General features: G+C 70.7%; 17 protein-coding genes. 3 read left to right on the top strand and 14 right to left on the bottom strand.

From position 1 onward, the window contains the following. The 13 genes from FF041_RS11445 to FF041_RS11390 all read right to left on the bottom strand — a co-directional run. Positions 1-1,414 (bottom strand): hypothetical protein (locus tag FF041_RS11445; protein WP_153522658.1); only part of this gene is annotated, 1,414 nt, incomplete at its 3' end. Further along, positions 1,411-2,847: a glycoside hydrolase family 28 protein gene (locus FF041_RS11440; RefSeq protein WP_153522656.1), complete on the bottom strand. Its 1,437-nt coding sequence runs from the start codon at positions 2,845-2,847 to the stop codon at positions 1,411-1,413. The genes FF041_RS11440 and FF041_RS11445, both read right to left, overlap by 4 nt. A 54-nt stretch (positions 2,848-2,901) precedes the next feature. Then, complete coding sequence (locus tag FF041_RS11435; RefSeq protein ID WP_153522654.1) at positions 2,902-3,879, bottom strand: ABC transporter permease; 978 nt, start codon at positions 3,877-3,879, stop codon at positions 2,902-2,904. Next, entirely contained in the window at positions 3,879-4,820 is a 942-nt protein-coding gene (locus FF041_RS11430) for an ABC transporter permease (protein WP_323391696.1), read from the bottom strand. Before FF041_RS11430 ends, FF041_RS11435 begins: the two co-directional genes overlap by 1 nt. Beyond that, positions 4,817-5,956, bottom strand: a complete 1,140-nt coding sequence (locus FF041_RS11425; protein WP_228388158.1) for an ABC transporter ATP-binding protein — start codon at positions 5,954-5,956, stop codon at positions 4,817-4,819. The genes FF041_RS11430 and FF041_RS11425 overlap by 4 nt, the downstream gene beginning before the upstream one ends. Continuing rightward, complete coding sequence (locus FF041_RS40040) at positions 5,953-6,087, bottom strand: hypothetical protein (protein WP_267133187.1); 135 nt, start codon at positions 6,085-6,087, stop codon at positions 5,953-5,955. Before FF041_RS40040 ends, FF041_RS11425 begins: the two co-directional genes overlap by 4 nt. After that, positions 6,060-7,244: an ABC transporter substrate-binding protein gene (locus tag FF041_RS11420; protein ID WP_323391694.1), complete on the bottom strand. Its 1,185-nt coding sequence runs from the start codon at positions 7,242-7,244 to the stop codon at positions 6,060-6,062. Before FF041_RS11420 ends, FF041_RS40040 begins: the two co-directional genes overlap by 28 nt. A 106-nt stretch (positions 7,245-7,350) precedes the next feature. Continuing rightward, on the bottom strand, positions 7,351-8,352 hold the full coding sequence (locus tag FF041_RS11415; RefSeq protein ID WP_153522650.1) for a LacI family DNA-binding transcriptional regulator: 1,002 nt from the start codon (positions 8,350-8,352) through the stop codon (positions 7,351-7,353). Positions 8,353-8,535: 183 nt separating this feature from the next. Further along, positions 8,536-10,584, bottom strand: coding sequence for an NPCBM/NEW2 domain-containing protein (locus FF041_RS11410; protein WP_153522648.1), 2,049 nt, complete (start codon positions 10,582-10,584; stop codon positions 8,536-8,538). A gap of 11 nt (positions 10,585-10,595) precedes the next feature. Beyond that, positions 10,596-11,558: a LamG-like jellyroll fold domain-containing protein gene (locus tag FF041_RS11405; RefSeq protein WP_153522646.1), complete on the bottom strand. Its 963-nt coding sequence runs from the start codon at positions 11,556-11,558 to the stop codon at positions 10,596-10,598. Continuing rightward, the gene (locus FF041_RS11400) at positions 11,539-13,002 is read right to left on the bottom strand and encodes a PQQ-dependent sugar dehydrogenase (RefSeq protein WP_153522644.1); all 1,464 of its coding nucleotides are present in this window, start codon (positions 13,000-13,002) and stop codon (positions 11,539-11,541) included. Before FF041_RS11400 ends, FF041_RS11405 begins: the two co-directional genes overlap by 20 nt. A 380-nt stretch (positions 13,003-13,382) precedes the next feature. Next, positions 13,383-13,619 carry a DUF397 domain-containing protein gene (locus FF041_RS11395; protein WP_153482493.1) on the bottom strand — a complete coding sequence of 79 codons (237 nt, stop codon included), beginning with the start codon at positions 13,617-13,619 and terminating at the stop codon, positions 13,383-13,385. After that, positions 13,620-14,480: a helix-turn-helix domain-containing protein gene (locus FF041_RS11390; RefSeq protein WP_323371411.1), complete on the bottom strand. Its 861-nt coding sequence runs from the start codon at positions 14,478-14,480 to the stop codon at positions 13,620-13,622. 125 nt (positions 14,481-14,605) lie between these two features. Here FF041_RS11390 and FF041_RS11385 point away from each other — a divergent pair, with 125 nt between their 5' ends. From FF041_RS11385 to FF041_RS11375, 3 genes are all read left to right on the top strand, one after another. After that, entirely contained in the window at positions 14,606-15,367 is a 762-nt protein-coding gene (locus FF041_RS11385) for an ATP-binding protein (protein WP_323391692.1), read from the top strand. After that, positions 15,361-15,774, top strand: a complete 414-nt coding sequence (locus FF041_RS11380; protein ID WP_407698139.1) for a hypothetical protein — start codon at positions 15,361-15,363, stop codon at positions 15,772-15,774. The genes FF041_RS11385 and FF041_RS11380 overlap by 7 nt, the downstream gene beginning before the upstream one ends. 68 nt (positions 15,775-15,842) lie before the next feature. Next, positions 15,843-16,136, top strand: a complete 294-nt coding sequence (locus FF041_RS11375; RefSeq protein WP_153522640.1) for a hypothetical protein — start codon at positions 15,843-15,845, stop codon at positions 16,134-16,136. 255 nt (positions 16,137-16,391) lie between these two features. Here the strand turns inward: FF041_RS11375 and FF041_RS11370 are convergent. Then, positions 16,392-17,440: M28 family metallopeptidase (locus FF041_RS11370; protein WP_153522638.1), on the bottom strand; the 1,049-nt coding region annotated here is incomplete at its 5' end.

The following is a 17,440-nucleotide window of genomic DNA, read 5'->3' as shown; positions in this document are numbered from 1 at the left end:
GGAGGTACTCATGGTTCATGGTGTTCCGGTCGGTGAGCCAGCCGTTCTCCCAGACATGGGGGTTCTCGCGTTTCATGGTGGCCGAGGTCTTGCAGTAGGCCGGTGCGAGGTGCTCGATCACCCCGGTCCAGAAGTGGTAGGTCTTGTTCACCGTGTGGCGGACCCTGGTGACGGGCGGGTCGATCCACTTTCCCGAGATGCTCCGGTCGTAGCTGGAGCAGTACGGGTCGTAGTCCAGCCGTGAGTGATTGGCGTTGTTGGTGCCGAGCGTGTAGAGCACCGAGGTGATGATCTCGTGTGATCTGGCGAGCGCGGACGCGACCCGGGGCGCGGCCTTTCTCCCGTAGACGCGGGCGGCGAATTCGCGGTAGAGGGCCTCGGGCCGCACCCTGCGGTCCCGGTCGGCGCGGGCCAGCGCGTAGAGGTTGATCTCGGTGGGAGTGCCGAGGATCCTCGACTCCTTGTACCGGTCGGTGCGTGCCACATAGCCGATGACCTGGGGCTGTCTCTGGTAGTACCGCATCCGGTCCACCTGGTCCTCGGTGAACGCGTTGGCGATCTTCCCCTGGCCGTGGTACTCGCCGGTGGTGTCGTACTCCACCAGTACGGGCCGTTTGATCCTGGTGACGGTGGTGTCGACGGGGTGGGTGAGGAAGAAGTCGTGCGGCATGGCCTTGATCATGACTTTGGCGGCCTGATTGCTCACCAGATCGATGGCCTTGATGGTGCGGTCCATCTCCTGGGGGAAGTAGCCGAAGGTCCGCAGATAGAGGCCGAGGCCCCGTTCCTCGTTGACCACATCGGCCACCTGGTCGACCAGATAGGCGAGTTTGGCCTCCTCGGTGGTCAGCTTGGTGGAGTGCTGGCGCTCCACCCGGGCCCCGGTCTCGATGAAGGTGAGCACGACGGCGTCGACCTCGGGGACGAGGTCGAGCATCTCCCGGTAGTCGGCGCGGAACCACTCCCAGAAGGCGGGATCGTCGAGGTCGATGGTGCCGCCGGGGCCGGTGCGGAACCGGGCCGGGTAGTAGTCCAGCCGGTACAGGGCGTGGTCCCAGATCGCCACTTCGCCGATGCCGGCCCGATGGGCGGCGGCGGTGATGCGGTTGGCCTGGGCGCGTTTGCGCTCCTCCCGCACCTCGCGCAGATCGTGCACGATGTGGTGGCTGATCTGGAGATGGTTGACGCCGTACGAGGGGGCCGCGGCGAGCACCTCGTCGGCGCCCTGGTCGCTGTCCGAGAGGATGGTCCAGCCGCGGACCCCGGCCGGGTCGGCCGCGCCGGCCGCCTGGCCGGGATCCGCCGGGCCCGAGGCGTCCACCGGGCCCGAGGCGTCCACCGGCTGGACCGCCCCGGCGAACGCCAGACAGACGACGGCGAGCAGCGCCGCCCAGCGGCGCATTATCATGCTCATGACACCTCGACTCCGTTGACGAACACCTTCCGCAGGGTCAGATCGTCGGTGCAGAGGACGGAGTCCGCGCCCCGTACCCCGGTGAAGACACAGTGCGACAGATGGACCCCGCGCAGCCGGTCCGTCTCCAGACCGACCAGATTGAGCACCGCGCGGGCGCCGTCGATCTCCGAGTGGGAGAGATGGATGTCGCGCACGGAGACCGGGTGGGTGCCGCCCTCTCCGTTGTTGTAGTTCATATTGACGAAGACGATGTCCCGCTCCACCCCGCGTCCGGTGAACCCCCGGACGTACACCCCGTCGATGAAGCCGCCGCGCTTCTTGCTCGCCTTGATGTACACCGGATATTTCACGGGGTAGTGGCCGGGGAAGTCCGGCGGGTTGATCCGGCAGTTCTCGGCGAAGACGTTCCGTACGCCTCCGGACATCTCGCTGCCGACCGTGATCCCGCCCCAGCGCCCGGCGAAGTCGCAGTCCTGGACGACGATGTTCTCGCTGGGCACGCCGACCCGGTGACCGTCCTCGTCCCGGCCCGACTTCACCGCGACGCAGTCGTCATTGGTGTTGAAGCGGCAGCCGGTCACATGGACATCGCGGGACGCCTCCGCGTCGACCCCGTCGGTGTTGTGGAGCAGGCTCTCCACGGTCACCGAGCGCACGGTCACATTGGCGCAGAGCACCGGGTGCACGGTCCACATCGGCGGGTCCACGATGGTCAGATCGCTGACCAGCACATCGCGGCAGCGGTTGAACTGCACCATTTTAGGCCGCAGATGGTGACCCGCGCCGAAGACCCGGTCGGCCACCGGGACGCCCTCGGTCCCCATCCGGCGCAGCAGCCGCTGATCGGGGCCCTGGAGGGAGCCGGTGCGGTACCAGCTCTCCCAGGGGCCGAGCCGGGCCTGGCCGTCGAGTATCCCGTGACCGGTGACGGCGACCCCGCGCTGTCCGTAGGCGTAGACGAAGGGCGAGTAGTTGTAGCACTCGGTGCCCTCCCAGCGGGTGAGCACCGCGGGGAGATAGTCGGCGGGGTCCGGGCTGAAGGCGAGGATGCCGCCCTCGCTCACATGGAGGTCCACCCGGCTGCGCAGATGGATCGCCCCGGTGACGAACCGTCCGGCGGGGACGACGACATGGCCGCCGCCCGCCCGGTGGCAGGCGGTGATCGCGGCTCTGATGGCCGCGGTGTTCATCGTGGCGCCGTCGCCGACCGCGCCGTAGCGGGTGATGTCGAACCGCCGGTCGGGGAAGGTCGGGGGGCGGATCCGGGCGAGGATCCCCGGCAGCCGTCTCCAGCCGTTCCCGGCGGCGGCCGGGCTCGTCTCGCGCGCGACGGCGGCGGTGGAGGCGGCGGCGGCGGCGGGCAGCGCGGTGCCCGCCGCCAGCGCTCCCCCGGCCATCAGGGCCGAGCGGCGCGTGGGGTGCGGATGCATGGCACGTCACCTCTTCACGGGATACGGGATACGGGATTACGGGTCGGACGGTGGTCAGCCGGCGGTCCGGTCCTCCTTCACCCGGGTCACCAGCTGGGTCGGATTGACGAACCGCAGCGCGATCACCAGCAGCACCAGCATCGACAGGGTGTACATCACGGCCATGGCGTCGATGGACTGCTGGGTGCGGATGCCCGCGGAGAACACCGCGTAGTACAGCGCCACGATCAGGGTCTGGCTGTCGGGGCCCGCGGTCAGAAAGGTCAGCTCGAACATGCCGACCGTTCTGACCAGGACCAGTACGGAGGCGGCGAGGATCCCCGGCAGCAGCAGGGGGGCGATGATCCGCAGCAGCACGGAGGCCGTACGCGCCCCGCACATCCGGGCCGCCGCCTCGATACGGGGATCTATCTGCTCGATGAAGGGCGTCATCGTGAGCACCACGAAGGGCGCCGAGGGCACCAGATTGGCCAGGACGACACCCGTGAGCGTGCCCGCCAGCTGGAATTTGTAGAGCACGGTCGCCAGCGGGATGCCATAGGTGATCGGCGGGACGAGGATCGGCAGCAGAAAGAGCAGCATGACGATCCGTTTGCCGGGGAAGTCCCGGCGGGCCAGCGCATAGGCGGCCGGGACGCCGATCGCCAGCGAGACGGCGACGACGAGGACGGAGACCAGCGCCGTGGTCCAGAAGACCTGGCCGAGGGAGAACTCGCGCCAGGCCGATCCGTACCACTTCGTCGTCCAGCCCTCCGGCAGCCAGCTGGTGAACCAGCGGGTGCCGAAGGAGTCCACCAGCGGTACGCCGACGACCCCGGCGAGATTGACGAAGAAGAAGCCGAAGACCAGTACGGTGACCCAGGCGCCGGGCCGGAGGCGGCGAACGCGGCGGACGGGGTGGACGGGGCGGGTACGCCGGGCGCGGCGCGGGCGGCCGGGGGTGGCCGGGGCACCAGGGGCAGTCGGGGCTTCGGAGGTGCCGGGGGTGCCCGGGACTTCAGGGGCGCCCGGGTCTTCGGGCGTGCCGCTCATCAGCCCTTGCCTCCCGTCGCGCCCCGGTACAGCATCGACCGCCAGGCGAGCACCACCAGCACCACCGCCGTCATCACGGCCGCCATCACCATGGCGATGGCCGAGCCCAGTGAGTAGTCGAACTTCTGGAACGCCGCCTGATATGCCTCGATCGAGATGACATGGGTCTCGCCGCGCGGGTCGCCGACGAGCTGCGCGGACGGGAAGACCGCGAAGGCCAGGACGAAGGAGAGACAGAAGGTGACGGCGAGCCCCGGGGCCAGCAGCGGCAGCGTCACATGCCGGAACCGCTGCCGCTTGCTCGCGCCGAGCGTCGCCGCCGCCTGTTCGAGACCGGGGTCGATACCGGTGAGATAGGAGAGCGTGAGCAGATAGGAGAACGGGAATCCGGTGATGACCAGCGAGGCGAAGACGCCCCAGTAGTTGTGGACCAGCTCCAGCGGAGTGTCGGTGATCCCGGTCGCCAGCAGCGTCTTGTTCAGCCAGCCGCCCGGGCCGAGATAGCCGAGCAGCCCCTGCGCGGTGAGCACGGTGCCCAGGGTGATCGGCATGACCAGCAGGGTGGTGATCAGCCGGCGGCCCCGGAAGGGGCCCCGGGTGCGGAAGGCGACCGGGACGGCGGCCAGACAGTTCACCAGCGCGACGGGCACGGCCAGCCCGAGGGTGATCCAGACCGTCTCGCGCAGATAGGGATCGCCGAAGAACGCGCGGTAGTTGGCGAGGGCTCCCCCGCCCCGCTGGGGCTGGAAGGAGAGCTGGAGTCCGTAGAGGAAGGGGTAGCAGAAGAGCAGTACGAGAAAGACCGCGCCGGGCGCGAGAAGGAGCAGCGTCCGGTCGACTCCGCGCTCGGCGAGCCGGTGGCGCAGCGCGGGCCGGGCGCGGGAGGCGGAAGCCCGGGGCGCGGCGCCGGGCGGGGGCGGGTGTTCGCGGACCCGGGTCACGGGGTCACCGCCCGGAGCCGGGGCGACCCTCCGGGCCGCCGTCCGGGCCGGGAGGCGCCAAGGGCGGCGGGGACGTCGGGGGGGAAGACCAGCACCCGCTCCGGGTCGGCCGTCAGCTCCACCGCGTCGCCGGGGGCCGGTCTGCGCGCGGTGCGGAAGTGGACCGGCCGGCCGTCGCCCAGCCGTGCCTGTACGGCGAACTCCCGGCCGTGGTACTCCACCACCTCGACGGCGGCGGGAATCCCCCGGGCCGGGCCGTCGGCCGCCGGCTCCAGGTCCTCGGGCCGCAGCGCGGCGACCGCCCGGTCGCCCGCGCTCAGCGGCGCCCGGCCGAGACCGGTGATCCGGGCTCCGGCGAGATCCAGCGAGAGCCGCGCTCCCCGGGCGGCGGTGACGGTGACGTCGAGCATATTGCGGTAGCCCATGAAGGCGGCGACATAGCGGTTGGCGGGCCGCCCGTAGACCTCCCCGGGCGTGCCGATCTGCTGGGTCACCCCGTCGCGCAGCACCACGAGCCGGTCCGCGAGCGAGAGGGCCTCCTCCTGGTCGTGGGTGACGTACACCGTGGTCAGCCCGAGGCTCTGATGGAGGCGGCGGATCTCGGTACGCATCTCCAGCCGGAGCGAGGCGTCCAGATTGGAGAGCGGCTCGTCCATCAGCACCAGCCGGGGTTCCAGCACGATCGCGCGGGCGATGGCGACGCGCTGCTGCTGCCCGCCGGAGAGCTGTCCGGGCCGTCTGTGCGCGTGCCCGGTGAGCTGCACCGTCTCCAGCGCACGGTCGGTGCGCCGAACGATGTCAGCCTTGGGCACTCTGGCCATCTTCAGGCCGAAGGCGACGTTGCCGCGGACGGTGAGATGCGGGAAGAGCGCGTAGTTCTGGAAGACCATCCCGAAACCCCGCCGCTCGGGCGCGATCGAGTCGATGCGCTCGCCGTCGAGCAGGATCGCGCCCCCGGTGAGCGGCAGCAGTCCCGCCAGGCAGTTCAGGGCAGTGGACTTGCCGCAGCCGGAGGGCCCGAGCAGGGCGACGAACTCACCGCCCGCGATGTCGAGCGTCAGCTCTTCGAGGGCCGTGTGGCCGCCGAAGTCACGGGAGACCCGGTCCAGTCCGAGTGTGGAGAAGCGGGACATCATTCCTCTGATCCCTTGATCTCTCGATGGGCCGCCCGGTCCGGCCGGGCGGCCCGCCCGGCCGGGCCGATCAGCCGGTCCGGGCCGATCAGCCGGTCCAGGCCGATCAGCCGCCGGCGATCCGGCGGTTCCATAGATCGAACGCCTTGACCTGCTGTTCGGCGGGGAGCGAGGGCTTCTTCGGGAAGCGGTCGATCCACTGGTCGAACTCCGGGACGCCGAACTCCCTGATGGTGTTCCGGGATTTACGGGGAGCCATCGCCAGCGGCACGTCCTTGATCGCGGGACCGGGGTAGAAGTACCCGTCGTCATAGGACTTGGCCTGCTGCTCGGGGGTGAGCATCCACTTGATCAGCTGAAGGGCGGCGGACATGGTGTCGGCGCTCACCCCCTGAGGGACCACCGCGTACTGGGCGTCGGTCACCCAGGTCATCCCGTCGAAGTGCCCTGCCTTCATCTTCTTGGGCACGGTGCCGAGCGCGCGGGGATTGATGTACCAGCCCGTTGTAGACATGATCATGTCATGTTGACCCGAGGCCAGATTCTTCATGGTCTCGGTGGTCCCGGAGCCGTACACCCCGATGTACTCGTCGAGCTCCTTGAGATACGCCCAGGTCCTGTCCCAGCCGTTCACCGGGTCGCCGGGGTCCTTGTCTCCCAGCAGATACGGCAGCCCCATCAGAAACGTCCGGCCGGGCCCGGAGTTGGCCGGGTCGGCGTACTGGAACTTCTTCGGGTTCGCCTTGGCCCAGGCCAGCAGCGCCTGCGGAGTCCTCGGCGGATCGGTGACCTTGTCCGGGTTGTACTCGTAGAGCGGGCCCGAGGGGTAGTAGACGATCGCCGTGCCCTTGCCCTGCGCCAGCTTCTGCATCTCGGCGGCGGGCTCCAGATAGTCCGGGTCGCCGATCAGCGACTGATGCTCCGTCATCGAGCTCCACAGATCCTGGGAGAGCCCGGCCGCCAGCCCGTCGGTGCCGGTGAGCACCAGATCGATCTGCACCCGTCCCGCCTGCTGCTGTGCCTTGATCTTTCCGGCGAGATCGGGGGCCGGAGCCTTGGAGTAGGTGACCTCGGAGACGATGTCGGGGTGGACCGCCGCGAACTCGTCGATCATGCCCTGGGTGAGCTGGAGATTCCCGGCGACGTCCAGGATGTCCAGCGTCACCGGCTTGGACGGTTTCGCGGGGACGTTCTCCGGAGTCCCGTCCGTGCTCCCGGAGCCGCCCGAGTCGGGAGCGCCGCAGCCCGCGGCCACCAGCACGAGCGCCCATCCCGCGAGTGCGATCTTCACTGAACCGTGGTGCGGTGAACGGGACATGGCGTCAGGCACCCCTCTGCTGAGATAGCGCTTACCGGGCCGCTATGCCCGAACAAGGTCCACCCCACCTGGAGCGCTGTCAAGAGATTACGCCGGTCGAACCGCGAACCCGCAGCTCAACAGGGACGGATTCGGGCTCGATGTCCTCGTCTCCGCTCATGATCCGGCCGAGCGCCTCCCCTGCGATCTGCCCCAGCCTGTCGCGCGGAACCGCTACCGTCGTCAGCGGCGGCGCGGAGAAGCGCGCCATGTCGATCTCGTCGAACCCGGTCAGCGACATATCGTCGGGAACCTTCACCCCCAGCTCGGCGAAGTGGGCCAGCACCCCGAGCGCGACGAAGTCGTTGTACGCGATCACGGCGGTCGCCCCGCTGTCCAGGGCGGCCCGGGCCGCGGCGTACCCCTCGTCGGTGGTGGAGCCGCAGGGCAGGGAGACCACGTCCAGACCGAACGCCTCCGCCCCCGACAGGGCGCGCAGCCGCTCGTCGTTGGCCCAGGCGCGCTGGGGGCCCTCCAGATAGACCACCCTGCGGTGGCCGAGCCGGGCGAGATGGCCGCAGAGCGCCATGACGCCCCGGAAGAAGTCGACGGTGATCGAGTGCAGCGCGAGCCCCGGCACCTGGCGGTTGGTCACCAGCATGGGGGCGCCCCGGCCCGCCATGGCGGCCAGGTCGGCGCGCGGCATCCGGGGCGAGCAGAGCAGCAGTCCGTCCGCGTACCGCAGCAGATCCTCCGTCAGCTCCCGCTCGGCGGCCGGGTCCTCGTTGGAGTCCATGACCAGGACCCGGCTTCCGGCGGCGCGGGCGACGGCGGAGACCGACTTGATGATGTCGTGGAAGTAGGGGTTGGCCAGATCGGGCACGAGCACCCCGATGGTGCCGGACCGGCCGCGCGCCAGCCCCTGGGCGGCGGCGCTCGGCCGGTAGCCGAGGTCGACGATGGCCGCGCGCACCCGCTCGGCGAGGCCCGGGGCGACGGTGTCCACCCCGTTGAGCACCCGGGAGACGGTCGCCACCGAGGCTCCGGCCTGCCGTGCCACATCGGCGATCGTGACCCTCTTCGCACGCTTCGAGGCAACCATCAGGACCGCTCTCCTTCGGGGCACACTGCTTGCGCACGGCTGAGACCCGGGTGAGAAACAGTGAGAAACCGGTTTCTCGCTCCAGGAACTACAGGAAAGTAGCAGAGTCCGGAGCGGAGCGGACCCGCTCCCGTGCGCCAACGCCCGCCGCCCGCGATCCTGTTGAGCGACCGCCGGCGCCTTTCAGCCGGTCCGGCAGGTCAGCACGGGCTCCGCCCAGTCGATGCGGTCATAGCGGGTGGTGTCGGGCCCGCCGGTGCCCACCAGCCGCAGATAGCGCGCGCCGCGCAGATCCGCGCTCATCGGGAGGGCGGGGTCCCGCCAGGTGCGCAGCCCGCTGTCGGCCCGCTTGACCCCGTCCGCCCAGATCTCCGCCGTGACGGTGCCCTGCTCCGGCTCGCGCGGATCGCGCTCGTCGTCGACCCCGACGTCCGTGGTCAGCCCGGTGCACCGGCCGCCGAGGTAGTACACGAGCTCCACCGGGGCGTGGGTGCCGAGCCCCTTCGGATAGACGACCCCGTTGACGGTGAGGGGCCTGCCGTCCCCGCCCTTGGCGCCGCCGTTGGACATATCGCGCTCCACCGGGCCGTAGCCATTGCTCGCCCAGGCCCAGTCGGCGTCCGAGAGCCGGGTGACCCCGGCGGGCACCGGCGCGGGCACGATCAGCGTCTCCTCGGCCGTTCTGCCCATCCCGCCGTGGCCGACGGTCCGGTAGGCGAGCGCGATCGACAGCGCGGCGGTCCCCGGCGGCGTCCCGGCGGGCGGGGTGAGACGCCAGCGGGCGGTGAGGGTCTTCCCCGTGGTCAGCACGGGGGCGGCGGCCGGGCCCAGCGCCCTCATCCGCCAGCCCTCGGGGGCGCTCGCCCGCAGCCGGGGCGCCAGCAGCGGGGTGCGGCCGTGATTGACGGCGGTGGCCTTGACGGTGAGGGTCCGGCCCGCGGGGGTGATGGCGCCGGGCACGCCCTCGGCCCCGGAGTCCAGATGCAGACCCGCTTCGGCGGCGGGCGGGGTGTCCCGCCAGTCGGCGTCCTTCTTGATCCGGTAGAGCGCGGTGGCGTGCGCGGGCAGGGTCGCGCTGATCGCGCCCGCGGTGTGGGAGTCCTGCTTCCGCCAGAGGTCGCGGATCACATAGCCGGAGCGCTGCGGCAGTCCGAGCGCCGCGGCGGTGGTGCCGACGGTGGCGGTCCGGTCGCTCTCGTTGAAGAGCGCGACCGCGATGTCCCCTCCGGCCAGCGGCTTGGTGAGCACCCACTGCCCGTTCCCGCCGCGCACCGCTCTCGCCTGGATCCCCAGCGGATCCTGGTCGACGGCGATGACCTCGCGGTTGGAGAGGATCTCCAGGGTCCTGGGGGTGGCCTTGCGCAGATCGGTGCCGATCAGCAGCGGCGCCGCCATGATGGACCAGAGGCTGAAGTGCGAGCGGTACTCGGTGTCCGTCATCCCGCCGTTGCCGACCTCCAGCATGTCGGGGTCGTTCCAGCGGCCGGGGCCCGCGTATCCGGCGAGCGGCGCGTTGGCCTTGAACAGGCCGAGCATCGACTGCCAGCTGTCGTTGATGTCCCCGGTGGTGCGCCAGAGATGACCGACGTCCGAACCCCACTCCCAGGGCTTGTTCTGGCCCCACTCGCAGAGCGAGTAGACGATCGGGCGGCCCGTCGCGCGCAGCGCGTCGCGCATGGCGGTGTAGCGCTCCAGAGCGGGCCTGCCCTGGTTGTGGCAGTTGTCGTACTTCAGATAGTCCACGCCCCAGTCGGCGAAGGTCCGGGCGTCGATCTCCTCGTGGTCGAGCGAGCCCGGCATGGTCCGGGCGCAGGTCTCGGTGCCCGCGCTGGTGTAGATGCCGAACTTGAGCCCCCTGGAGTGCACATAGTCGGCGAGGGCCTTGATGCCGCTGGGGAAGCGGGTGGGGTGATGGGTGAGCCGGCCCGTGAGCGGATCGCGTTTCTCCGCCGCCCAGCAGTCGTCCACGTTGACGTACTCGTACCCCGCGTCCTTGAGTCCGGTGGAGACGAACAGATCGGCCGTGTCTCTGATCATCTTCTCGTCGATGGCGCAGCCGGTGGAGTTCCAGTTGTTGAAGCCCATGGGCGGGGTGAGCGCGAGCCCGTCGGGGAGCTTGGCGGCGGGCCGGGGGGCGGGCCGGTCCTGCGCCGCCTGCGCCGGAGCGGCGAGCGGTGTGGCGAGCAGGGCCAGCCCCAGTAAGGCGACCAGTGGCCTGAACAGCGCGCGCATACGTGCCCTCTCTATCGGGTCGTCCGGTACCGGGCCCTGATCTCGCCGGGGGTGAGCGCCCGGTCGAAGAACATCAGGTCGTCCATGCGGCAGTCGCAGGGATTCGACTCCCTGGTGTTCTGCGGATAGCTGCCGCCGATCTCGATTCCGCGCGGGTCGGTGGGTGAGGCGGTGTCGGGCTCGGGCGGGCCCTGGACCGCCCAGGGGTCGCCGGTGAGCACATACGAGCCGGTGAGCGCGCGGCCGTTGCGGTACAGGGCCATCGTGCCGTCGTCGTAGTCGAAGGACGCCGTGAGATGGATCCAGCGGTCCTGCGGCAGCAGGGTGCGCCAGTCGGCGTCGGCGGCGAAGGTCTGTGAGCCGCCGCTGTCGACCCGGCGGCCGAGTGCGACGAGCCGCATCACTCCGTCGACCTTGATCAGTTCCAGCAGGGCGCGCACCTCATGGCCCTGGGAGGTGCCGGAGAGGATCCCGGCGAGCCCGATCGCGCCATAGCGGTCGTCCGGGTCGGCGGAGTTCGAGTTGAGGCCCGGGTTCTCACCGGTCATCCTGAACCAGCCCATGACGGTGGCCTGGCGGGCGCCGTTGAAGGCGTGGAGCGAGGGAACGCCGCTCGCTCCGTACACCCCGGCCTTCCAGTCGTCGTCGCTCCGGACGGCGGGCGAGATCTGCCGGGTCTGGAGGACCGGTCCGCGCCGGCGGTCGCGGACGCGCATGTCGGGGCCGCCGTTGACGAGCTGGATCACCGTGCCGGAGCCGCCCAGGTCGCGCTCCCGGCCCGGGTCGCCGGGGACGGGGTGGGAGAAGTCGTAGTACGCGACCGGGGAGCGTCCGCCGCCGCCCGGCGCCGCCGCCTCGGCCGGGCCGGACGGCGCCAGGGGCAGCGAGGACAACAGGGTCACGCCGAGCACGGCGGGCAGCCCGCCGGGGCGTCTGCGCCGTCCCTGGGCGCGGTCACCGGCTCGTGATCGCATCGGTCACCTTCCAGACCTTGCCGTTGGCCTTGGAGAGCACATACAGCGCGCCCCTGCGGTCGGTGCCGAACCGGAGATCGACCCGGTTGTGCCCGGCGAGCTCGCGCATGGTGACGGCCGCTCCGGTGGCGGCGTCGAAGAGCTGGAGCTGATAAGCGGTCGCGAGAGGCTCGCCCCGGCGCATGTCCCGGGCGTCGGAGTAGAGGAGCCGGCCGCTCACCCCCTCGGCGTAGACGTACTTTCCGTACAGTTCGGGGATCTGCCGCCCCCGGTGGACGAAGCCGCCGATCAGCGCGGTTCCGCTGTCCGCGCACGGCCGCTCGGCGGAGGGCTTGTGGTCGATCGCGGCGACGGGATAGGTGTAGCCGTTCAGGGCGTCGTCCTCGGGCAGCGGGAAGACTCCGCAGGTGGGGTTGGACGCCTTGCGGTAGGCGAAGGGGCCCTCGCGGTTGCTCCAGCCGAAGTTGTCGCCCGCCCTGACCTCGTAGACGGAGTCCACCCGGTGCTCGCCGATGTTGCCGGCGAACATCCGGTGGCGACCGCCGGTGTCCCAGCTGATCCGGTGCGGATTGCGCAGCCCGTACGCGTAGATCTCGCCGAGTACGCCCTCCTGCCCGGCGAACGGATTGGTGCGGGGCACGCCGTATCTGCCGGAAGCGCTGTTCGTGCCGGACGGGTCGATTCTGAGGATCTTCCCCTGGGGGACCGTCAGATCCTGGGGCACGGTGCCGCCCGCGCCCGCCGCGCCGTCGCCCACGGCGACATAGAGCAGTCCGTAATCCCTGCTCCAGGGGCGGGCGTTGGGGTTGAAGGCGATCTCCTGGATGTTGTGGTAGACGTTCTGGAAGCCGAGGCGCAGCACGTCACGGCGGGTGCCGCTGAAGGAGTCGGCGCTCGGGTCGTCGGCGACCCATTCGGTGATCACACTGTGGAGCCGGCCGTTCGCCGGGGCGGGCAGATCGGGGGTTTTGGCGGTGAGGGCGTCGCGGCCCTCGGTGTGGACGGTGTAGAAGGTGCCGTTGCGGGCGAAGGCCGGATGGAAGGCGACGGAGCCGAGACCGCTGCCGAGCCCCTGGTGGGACCAGAAGTCCGGGCCCACGGCGGCGGCTGTGTCGAGGTACTCGTGGGACGCGCCCGTACGGTCGAGCAGATGGAGCTTGCCGTTGAGGTCGGGTACGTACAGCCGCCGTGAGCGGTCGGGCACTTCGCCGAGGTGGTTGATCCTGGCCCAGCGCTTGAGGCGGGAGTCGGTGGGCGGAGGCACGGACTCCGACTTGGGCAGGGTCGCGAACTCCGTCAGGACCAGACCGTGGCGGGAGGGGGTCGGATCCGGGAGCGGGTCGGAGATCGGGGCGTCGTCCTGCGCGAACGCGGGCGACGCGAGCAGGGCGATCAGCAGCGCCCCTGCGGTCAGGGCCCGCCGGGCTCTTCGTGGCTTGGGCATCCCGTTCACCTCATCGGGTGGGAGTGCGGTGCGAGAGCGTGCGAGAGCGTGCGAGAACACTGAGAACGTCGGAAATACAGGAAGCGCAGAAAGCGCTTCCCGAAAGCGCTTTCGACAAGCTACAAAGCGGGGCTGGGGTCGGCAAGAGCTGTGACGGGCCCGGGGTGCGGGAGACCTGGGATACCGGCCGGACCGGGCCGGGCCGGACCGGGACCGCGGATACCGGCCGGGCCGGGACCCCGGATACGACGACGGCGTGCGGGCCGGGTGCCCACACGCCGTCACTCCGGACGCGGATCGGTGGATGAAGCGAACAACGGGACAGTGCGCGAGTGCGCGATAAATGATCGTTGGAGTTCACGACAACGCGACCGGAGCCGTCAGGTGAGCAGGAAGTCCGCCTTCCCGGACTTGGCTCCCTGGATGAACGCGGCTATCTCGGCGGGTGTGTAGATCAGCGCGGGACCGTCCGGATCGGCCGACTGGCGCACCGCCACCCGGCCGTCCGCCAGCTTCATGGTCTCGAAACAGCTGCCGCCGTTCCCGCCGCTCCACGGCTTGTGCCAGCCCACATCGCCCAGCTCGGTGGCCGGCATGCCGTTGTATACGTGATCCATTCACAGCTCCTTGCGGAGACCCTTGAGGATCTCCTTCGTGCGTTGTGCAGTCGCGGCCTGGGCCGCCATGCGGTCCAGGACCTCCAGATGCGAGGCGACCTCGGGACGCGCGTCGAGATAGACCGCGCCGGTCAGATACTCGCTGTAGACCATGTCCGGGAGCTCGGGGACAGCGAACCGGAACAGCACGAACGGCCCATAGGTGCCGGGATGGTGTCCGGTCGCGAACTCCGCGATCTGAAGGGTGACATGGGGCAGTTCGGCGCCTTCGAGCAGCCGGTCGATCTGGCCTCGCATGACGGCGGGACTGCCGACGGGCCTGCGGAAGACCGTCTCGTCCATGATCACCCACAACTTGGGCGCGTCAGGATGGGAGAGCAGAGCCTGACGCTCCATCCGCAGCGCCACATGGCGCTCGATGTCCTCGGGGTCGGTCTGTCCGACGGCGCCGCTGAGCATGATCGCTCGCGCGTAGCCCTCCGTCTGGAGCAGACCGGGCACGAAATGGGGCTCGTAGGAGCGGATGAGGCTGGCCGCGCCCTCCAGGCTGACGTACATGCTGAACCAGCCCGGCAGCACATCGTGGAAGCGCTGCCACCAGCCCGGTTTGTTCGCCTCCTCGGCGAGCTCGATGAAGCCACGCGCCTCTTCGTCGCTGATCCCGTAGGCGCTCAGCAGCAGCTGGACATACGGGATCTTCAGCGCGACCTCGGCCGTCTCCATGCGGCGAATGGTGCCCGCGGCGACTCGGAGGACCTTGGCGGCCTCTTCGCGCTTGAGTCCGGCCCGCTCGCGCAGATCCTGCAAGCGCTTACCGAGGACGACCTGCCCCACGGTGGGGGCGGACCGCGGTTCACTCACTTCGAGACCTCCCCACGTGCTGTTGCCAGCAGTCTGCCACGCGCTCGCAACGATTGAATATGCCCACTCTGAATTTTTCAGAGTGGGCCTTGCCAAGTTGTCCATTTCAGCGCGACAGTGGTCGGGTGAACCGTGACGCGCTCCACGCCCCGCTCCTGGACCCGTGCTCGGGTGCCGACCACCATAGGTACGGCTTCGAGCTGCCGGCGCGCGTCGAGTACGTCTCCAGAGCCCGCAAGCTCACCCGTGACCGGCTGGGCTGCTGGGGCATCGACGGCGATGTACACGACACGGCGATGCTGGTGATATCCGAGCTGGTGACCAATGCGATCGTGCACAGCGGCAGTCATCTGATCTCCTGCGAGCTGGTCAACGGCGTCGAGCAGTTGCGTATCAGCGTACGGGACCAGGGCTGCGCGCCCACCGGCCCGCGCGTGTGCCACTCCATGGCCGCCGAGGAACGGGGCCGTGGGCTGCTGTTGGTCGAGGCGGTCTCCAGCGCCTGGGGCGCCCACGCCGACCAGTTGGGCACCGGCCGGGTGGTCTGGGCCGAGCTGCGGCACACGGCCATTCCGTACGGGGCGGACTTCCCCGGCATGGACTTCGCGCGGGCCGAGACGCGGGCCGAGAACCACACCCGCGCGGAGACCCGGCCGTCCGAGATGCCCGAAGTGCCGGAGGCCCGCCCCGGGCACCCGGCCCACGGCTCCGCCCACTCCGCTCATGGCGCGCATCCGCACCGCGGCGCCCACACCGGGCGCACCGGTCAGCCCCTGCGCGCCGCGCACTCCGGGCAGTCCGGGCCGTCGGAGGGTCGGCGGCCCGAGACCGCCCGCGCGGAGCTCCGGCTGCCGGAGCTGCCACGGGGGACGGAGCGGCCGTGTTGAGGCATCTGACGACCCTGCTGACCTGGCACGGCCGCCGGGACGACGGGGGCAGGCTGACCCGGCTGGAGCTGCCGCCCTCGCTCATCCCGGCCCTGGGCTGTGACGCCGTGGGAGTGCCCGCCCGTCATGGCTTCCGGCTGCTGGGACGGCTGCCGAGGAGCGGCTGCGTCTTCGCCGACGCCGACTGGTGGTGGTGGATCGTGCCCGCCGGCTCCGACCAGGAGCTGACCTGGCCACTGCCCTCGCACTACGCCAAGGGAGCATATGTACCGGCCGCCGACCCGCAGCTGATCAGCTGGCCCGAGGACAGCAGCCCCTACACACCGCCCATTCCGCTCTATCTGATGGCCTGCCAGCTGACCGGAACCGCTCCGCTGTGGACGGCCGGGGTCGGTGAGCCCGCATGAGCGCCAGGGGCTCCGGGGCCCTCGTCCGCGACCGTCCGGGCACAGCCGCGACGGATAGTCTGCCCGGCATGTCGCAAGCCAACGCGAGCCCGGAGCGGCAGGGGCTCACACCACGTCAGGCACGCCGGATACGTATCGCGCTCTCCGCGGTCATCATGACCGCGGTGGGTCTGGCGCTCGTTCTCAGAGTCGGCAGCACCCACTCGGTGCTGACGATGGGCTTCTACGGAATAGCGCTGATCCTGTCCGGCAGCGCGCTGGTGCTGAGCAGACAGGGACGTACGAGAGTGGCCACCGCGGTCCTCGGGGTGTGCGTCGCCCTCGCGGTGGCGGCGGAGTGGGCCGTCGCGGCACTGCGCTGAGGGCGCCGCGGGGGCGATGAGGGGGAATCGGGGGACAACAGAGCCAGTGCGACGGGGGAATGGGGGAGAGACCAGGCGCCCGAGCGGGGGAAGCCGGGCCCTGGTCTCGGACCGGTCCGCGGCCGGCCGTCCGAATGGGGGAGGCGGCAGGGCCAGCGGACCGTGAGGCGGCACGCCGGAGCAGGGGGCTCCGGCGTGCCGCGCTTTCTCCGGGGCGTGCCCAGGGCCCCCGTGCGCGCGACGCCCGCCGCGCGGTCAGCGCAGCGGGGCGGGGAAGGCCACCGGGCTGCGCAGCCCCGCCCGGTTCACGGCCCGTACCCCGAGGAAGACATTGTCCTTGGAGAGATCCACGGTGTGGCGGACGGTGTCCCCCACGCGGACGACATGGGTCCACTCGGGCTCGGTGGTCTCGCGCCAGACCACTTCGTATCCGGCGAGATCGCTCTCCGGGCCGCGCTCCCAGAGCAGTTCGGTCGCGTTGGTCAGCCCGCTGGTGCGGATGCTCGCTCCCCTGGGGGCGCCGGGGGCCTGGGCCAGTGTCCACAGGGCGGCGGCGTTGACCCGGGCGACGCGGGCGATATAGCCGAAGTCGCAGAACTCCGGGAGATCTCCGTACTGCTTGCCGTCGATCATCCGGACGTCCTGGTGCTGGTGCGCGTAGTCCTCGGCGGGCTCGGTGAAGCGGGCGGCGGGGAAGCCGCGTTCGAGGAACGGGATGTGGTCGCCGCCGCGCAGATAGCGGTCGCGGCGGTAGACGACCCGGACCCGCATCCCGGTGGCGTCGTTGTCGGCCACATCGCGTACGAAGCGGGCGAGCTGGCGCGTGGGCGAGTCGTTCTCGCCGCCGACGGAACGGCGCAGGGCGGCCTGTTCCGGGGTCTCGGAGCTCGGCACGCCCTCGGCGAAGAGCCGGACCGTGCGGGGGTCGCGGGCGCCGTCGTCGGCCGTGGGGCTGCCCACGATGTCATCGGTGAACATGCCCTGTACGTCCGCGCCCGCCGCCTTGAGGCGGTCGGCCAGCCGCGCCGCGCCGTACAGTCCCTGCTCCTCCCCCGCGACGGCCGCGAAGACGATGGTGGCGGCGGGCCGCCGCCGGGCCATCACCCGGGCGGCCTCCAGGACGACGGCGACCCCGGAGGCGTCGTCATCGGCTCCGGGCGCGTCGCTGACGGCGTCCATGGGGTCGCTCGCGCGGGAGTCGTAGTGGCCGGAGACGACATGGACCCGGTCGGGGTGGGCCGAACCGCGCAGGGTGGCCACGACATTGGTGATCCTGGTGGGCACGGGGATCCGCGGGCCCGGCT

Source organism: Streptomyces jumonjinensis (genome assembly GCF_009600885.1).
Classification (GTDB): domain Bacteria; phylum Actinomycetota; class Actinomycetes; order Streptomycetales; family Streptomycetaceae; genus Streptomyces; species Streptomyces jumonjinensis.
Note: the sequence above shows the minus strand (reverse complement) of the source record. Positions and strands in the feature narration are given on the sequence as shown.